At 72.8% G+C, this 5,164-nt stretch carries 4 protein-coding genes and 1 pseudogene; 1 reads left to right on the top strand and 4 read right to left on the bottom strand.

The genetic code is table 11. The features are described 5' to 3' along the window. The 4 genes and pseudogenes from IEZ31_RS47590 to IEZ31_RS47605 all read right to left on the bottom strand — a co-directional run. Positions 1 to 588 (bottom strand): annotated as a pseudogene (locus IEZ31_RS47590) (hypothetical protein); the annotation flags it as partial. A gap of 34 nt (positions 589 to 622) precedes the next feature. Continuing rightward, positions 623 to 958: a plasmid stabilization protein gene (locus IEZ31_RS47595; protein WP_190256745.1), complete on the bottom strand. Its 336-nt coding sequence runs from the start codon at positions 956 to 958 to the stop codon at positions 623 to 625. 42 nt (positions 959 to 1,000) lie between these two features. Further along, a complete protein-coding gene (locus IEZ31_RS47600) occupies positions 1,001 to 1,942 on the bottom strand; it encodes a TIGR03557 family F420-dependent LLM class oxidoreductase (protein WP_190256746.1) in 942 nt (313 codons plus the stop codon). Positions 1,943 to 1,953: 11 nt separating this feature from the next. Continuing rightward, complete coding sequence (locus IEZ31_RS47605) at positions 1,954 to 2,940, bottom strand: glycosyltransferase (RefSeq protein ID WP_190256747.1); 987 nt, start codon at positions 2,938 to 2,940, stop codon at positions 1,954 to 1,956. Between the two features lie 204 nt (positions 2,941 to 3,144). On the opposite strand from IEZ31_RS47605, the gene IEZ31_RS47610 reads away from it, so the two are divergent. Then, a partial coding sequence (locus tag IEZ31_RS47610; protein ID WP_229836970.1) for an ABC transporter ATP-binding protein occupies positions 3,145 to 5,164 on the top strand: 2,020 nt, incomplete at its 3' end.

Consider the following 5,164-nt stretch of genomic DNA (forward strand, 5'->3'; position numbering starts at 1 on the left):
CCCAGCGAGCTGCCGCGCGGCCCGAACCAGCTCCGGCACGGTCTCGCCCGGTCCCGGCCCAGCGAGCTGCCGCGCGGTTCGGACCGGTGCCGGCGCGGCGGGCCGGCTCGTGGTCGGCGCCGGCGCCGACTCGACAGCCTCCCCCGCGGTCGCCGCCGATCCGGCCAGCGCCGCCGAAGACAGCCGCGCCGTCGCCGCCGGCGCCGACGCAGCCAACTCCCGCGTGGGTGCGGACGGTGCCGGCTCGGTGAGGCGGCTCGTGGTCGGCGCCGGCGCGGTCCGAGCGGGCGGAGCAGCTGCCGTCGACGGCCCGGCGTTCATGGCCGGTGCCGGCTCAGCGATCGGCGGCGGAGGGGTCTGCTTGCGCTTGGCCGCTCTGGCGTCCGCCGCCCGCCACGCCTCCAGGAGGGCCGCCTCGCGGTCGCGCTGATCCGCGCGTATCAGGCGCTCCGCCTGCCTCGCCCACAGGCCGTGGCGGCGGGACTCGGCGAACTCCGCGCGCACCGCCGCGCGGCGCTCGCGTCTCTGCCTGGCCTCGGCCAGCATCGCCTCGAAGCGGGCGTCCCAGTCGACCGGCTCCATCCCCATGCCCCGAACCTAGACCCGGGGTACGACAAGAAATTCAGCGCAAAGCGCGTTCCAGTTCGGTCTTGGTCATTGTCGAGCGGCCCTTGATGTTGCGGCGCTTCGCCTCGTCGTACAGGTCCTGCTTCGAACGCGCCGAACCGGACGAGGACCGCGACGAACCGGACGAGGACCGCGACGAACCCGACGAGGACCGCGACGAACCGGACGACGAGCGTGACGAGCGGGCCTCGCCGGAAGAGGCTCGCTGCTTGTTGACCGTGCGAGCGGCGATCTCCTTCGCCCGGCCCGCCGAGCGGCCGCGGTCCTCCTCGCTCTCCTTCACGTGCTCGTACTGGCGTTCGCGCTTGTTGCTCCAGGACTGTTGCGGCATCGGGGCCTCCCAGCAGTAGACGACGAAGAAGTAGACGACGAATCAGGGAAGGAATGACTTGCGATAGAGGTCGATCAGCTCGCGATAGTGCGGGCCCACCGGGGCCACGTACACCTCGTCGAAGCCGGCTTCCTCGTACGTGCGCAGCATCGACGCGTGCCGATCTGGATCCGGGCCGCACGCGATGGCGTCGCGGACCATCGACGGGGTCACCAGCTGCGACGCCTGCTCGAAATGCCGCGGGGACGGCAGGACCTGGGAGAGCTCTCCCGGCAGGCCCGCGTTCGGCCACAGCCGGTGCGCGATCTGCACAGCCTCGTCCGCGGACGGCGCCCAGCAGCCCTTGAAGCCGCCCTGCACGGGTTTCCCGGCGCCGCCCGCCTTGCGGAACTGCTCGACGTGTTCCGCGTTGGGAACGACCGAGATGAATCCGTCCGCGATGTCGCCGGCCAGTCCGATCGCCTTCGGGCCGAACGCCGACATGTACACCTTCGGCGGCGTTTCCGGCCGCGTGTACACGCGCGCCTGCTCGACGGTGAAATGCTTGCCGCGGTGGCTCACGACGCCGCCCTCCCACAGCTCGCGCATCACGTGGACGGCCTCTTCGAGCATGCCCAGGCGCTCGCCGGCGCCGGGCCACGCGTCGCCGTAGATGTGCTCGTTGAGCGCCTCGCCGGTGCCGACGCCGAGCACGAACCGGCCGTCGAGCAGCACCGCGCTGGTCGCCGCGGCCTGCGCGATCACGGCGGGGTGGATGCGCATGATCGGGCAGGTGACGGCGGTGGTCACCGGGATGTGCACCATCTGACTGAGCGCGCCGATCATGGACCAGACCAGGGGGCTCTGACCCTGCTCGTCGTTCCACGGGTGGTAATGGTCGGAGATCCACAGCCCCTCGAAGCCGGCGTCCTGGGCCAGCCGCGCCTGCTCGACGAGCTGCGCCGGGGTGTACTCCTCGGAGGAGAGAAAGTAGCCGAGCTTCATGCCCACAGTGCTTACCCCGGCGCGGCGTGGCCATGCGCCAGACTGCCGAGCAGCCGCTGCAGTTCGGAGAGATGATCCGGCGCGTACCGCCGGCCGGCCGGATCGACGACCTCGCGCACCCCGCTGAGGAGCCGCCAGGCGTCGTCCACGTGCCCGAGCTGCGCGAGGGCCTGGGCCTCGAGCCAGTCACAATACTGCGCCGAGACGCCGGCGGTTCGCAGTTGGCGCGACAGTACCACCACCGCGTCGTCGATCCCGGCGGCGAGCAGCAGCCGGGCCAGGGCGTCGGTGCCGAGGACCCATTGCCGGGTGCCCGGAAACGTTTCCCGGAGCCGCTCGAAGGTGTCGACGGCCTCCTGCAGCTGCCCGGCCCCGACGAGGCTGCGCCCCAGGTCGAGCAGGCCCTCGGCAGACGGCTCGGCAGCGAGGACGGCGCGGGCCAGCTCGGCGTTGCGCAGCGCCTTGCGCCGGCGGATCGCCGGATCGGCGTACCCCTCGTGCACGATGTGCACAACGTCCCGCGGCGCCGCCGGCCAGTCTTTCGACGGCGTCAGCTGCTCGTGCACGCGCCCGGTCCAGCGCAGCGCCGAGGGCCGGAAGAGGCGCACGGGCCGGTGCGTGTACGGCAGCTCGTCGTGCCGGTTGTCCACCTCGACGGCGTAGGCGTCGCCCCGGCTCAGCAGCGAGAACAACGGTGCCCGGCCGGCGGCCAGGCGCTCGTCGGCGTCGATGCTGAGCACCCAGCCCCGGGCGCCGGAGGCGTCGAGCGCGGCGTTGCGGGCGGCGGCGAAGTCGCCGGGCCACGGCGCACGGCTGACCGCGGCGCCCAGCGACCGGGCGACGTCGACCGTGCCGTCCACCGAGCCGGTGTCGTGCACGTGGACGGCGTCCACCACGCCGTCGAGCGAGGCCAGGCAGCCCGGCAGCGTGCCCGCCTCGTCCCGGACGATGAGCACCGCGACAAGGTCCACCTCGGTCACGTCGGCCGGAGACCGCACGACCTGAAGGGAAACGCGGAGAGCACGATCCGGAGATCGCGGAGAGCGCAGCCGGAATGAACGGCCCTCGCGCGCGGGGCGGCTCTGCCCGACCTGAAGAGAGACGCAACCTGAGGAGAAGGCGGAGAGCACGATCCGGAGATCACGGAGAGCGCAGCCGGAATGAAGGGCCGTCGCGTGGCGGGCGGCTTCGACAATAGACACATGGCGATCGACGACGAGTTGGCCGTGCCGTACTGGCTGACCGCCACCACCGAGGCGGCCGCCGCCTCGTTCCTGCAGATGGCCCGGCGGCTGCCGGGCCTGCTCGCCAAGGCCTGGCGGCTGGCCTGGACCACCAGCCGCCGCAACACGCTCGCCGTCGTCTGCTTCCAGGTCGGCGCCGGGATCGCGTCCGGGATCGGGCTCGTCAACGTGGTCGGCGTGCTCGACGGACTGCTGCAGGCTGGTCCCACACCGGACCGGATCCGTGCGGCGGTACCGTCGCTGCTGATCATGATCGGCGCCGGCGCGGCCCGCACGTTGCTGGCGTCCGCCGCGACGGCGGCCCAGGGCCGGCTGTCGCCGCAGGTCAGCCAGGCCGCCGAGCTGCGGCTGCTGGAGCTCACCACGCGGGTCGACCTGGCCACGTTCGACGACGCGTCGTGGCGCGACCGGATGCAGCGGGCCCGCGACCGCGGGATCGACGCCGCCCAGCGGGTCGTCGACCACGCCATCGAGCTGGGCACGAGCGTCGTGTCGCTGGTGGCGGCGGCGGGCGTGCTCGCGGTACTGCATCCGCTCCTGTTGCCGCTGCTCGTGCTGGCCGTCGTGCCGAACTTCTGGGCGGCGGTGCGCTCGGCCCGCCTCGGGTACCGCCAGCAGCTGCGCCTCATCACCGTCATGCGACGCAAGTGGATGCTGTCCGACCTGCTCGCCGAGCGGGACCAGGCGGCCGAGCTGCGGGCGTTCACGCTGCAGCGGTACCTCCTGGACGAGGTCCGGCGGCTCACCGACGCGGCGACGCGGGAGCAGATGCGGGTCTCGGCGGCGCAGGTGCGCACCAACCTCGCCGGGCACGCGCTCGGCGCCGTGGCGACGGGAGCCGCGTACGCCGCGCTGGTCGGGCTGCTGCTCACCGGCCGGATGGACATCGCGGCCGGCGGGGCGGCCGCGTACGCGATCAGCACCGGGATCAACGCGCTGACCGAGGTCGCGTTCGCGATCAACCACATGTACGAGCAGGGGCTGTACTTCGGCGACTACGAGGGCTTCTGTGCGCTCGCGGTGTCCCGGGCCGAGCCGCTGACCGGCGTCGCCGCGCCGGAACGGTTCCGGACCCTGACGCTCTCCGGGATCACGTTCAGCTATCCCGGCGCGGAACGACCCGCGATCCGGGACGTTTCCCTGACGGTCCGCAGCGGGGAGACGATCGCGCTCGTCGGCGAGAACGGTTCCGGGAAGACGACGCTCGCGAAGCTGCTCGCCACGCTGTACCGGCCGGACACGGGAACGATCCGGTGGGACGACGCCGACCTGTCGGGCTTCGACCCCGACAGCGTGCGGGACCGGGTCGCCGTGGTCATGCAAGACCCGACGAACTGGCCGCTGTCCGCCGCCGCGAACATCACGACCGGCCGGCACGAGCGGGCGGCGAGCCAGGCGGAGATCGAGGCCGCGGCGGAGCGCGGCGACGCGCACGGGTTCATCGTCGAGCTGCCCAAGGGGTACCGGACCCTGCTTTCCCGGCATTTTGCAGATGGTGCAGAGCTTTCCGGCGGGCAGTGGCAGCGGCTGGCCATCGCCCGGGCGTTCTTCCGCGACGCTCCCCTGCTCATCTGCGACGAGCCGACCGCGAACCTCGACGCACGCGCCGAGCACGCCGTCTACCGGCGGCTGCGGGAGCTCGCCGCGGGCCGGACCGTCGTGCTCATCACCCACCGGATGGCCAGCGTGCGCGAGGCGGACCGGATCTACGTGCTGGACCACGGCGCGGTCGTCGAGGAGGGCGACCACGCGACCCTGATGGCCGCGGGTGGGCTGTACGCGACGCTGTACGCGCTGCAGGCCTCCGCGTACCAGCAGGCACCGCCGGCCTCCGGCGGACCGGCCCCGACGCAAGCCTCGCCCGAACAGGCCACAGCAGAGCCAGCCGCAGCAGAGCCAGCCGCAGCGGAGCAGGCCACAGCCAAGCCAAGCCAAGCGCAGCCACCCCCAGCGGAGCAGGGCGCAGCGGAGCAGGCCA

Source organism: Dactylosporangium sucinum (assembly GCF_014647515.1).
Taxonomy (GTDB): domain Bacteria; phylum Actinomycetota; class Actinomycetes; order Mycobacteriales; family Micromonosporaceae; genus Dactylosporangium; species Dactylosporangium sucinum.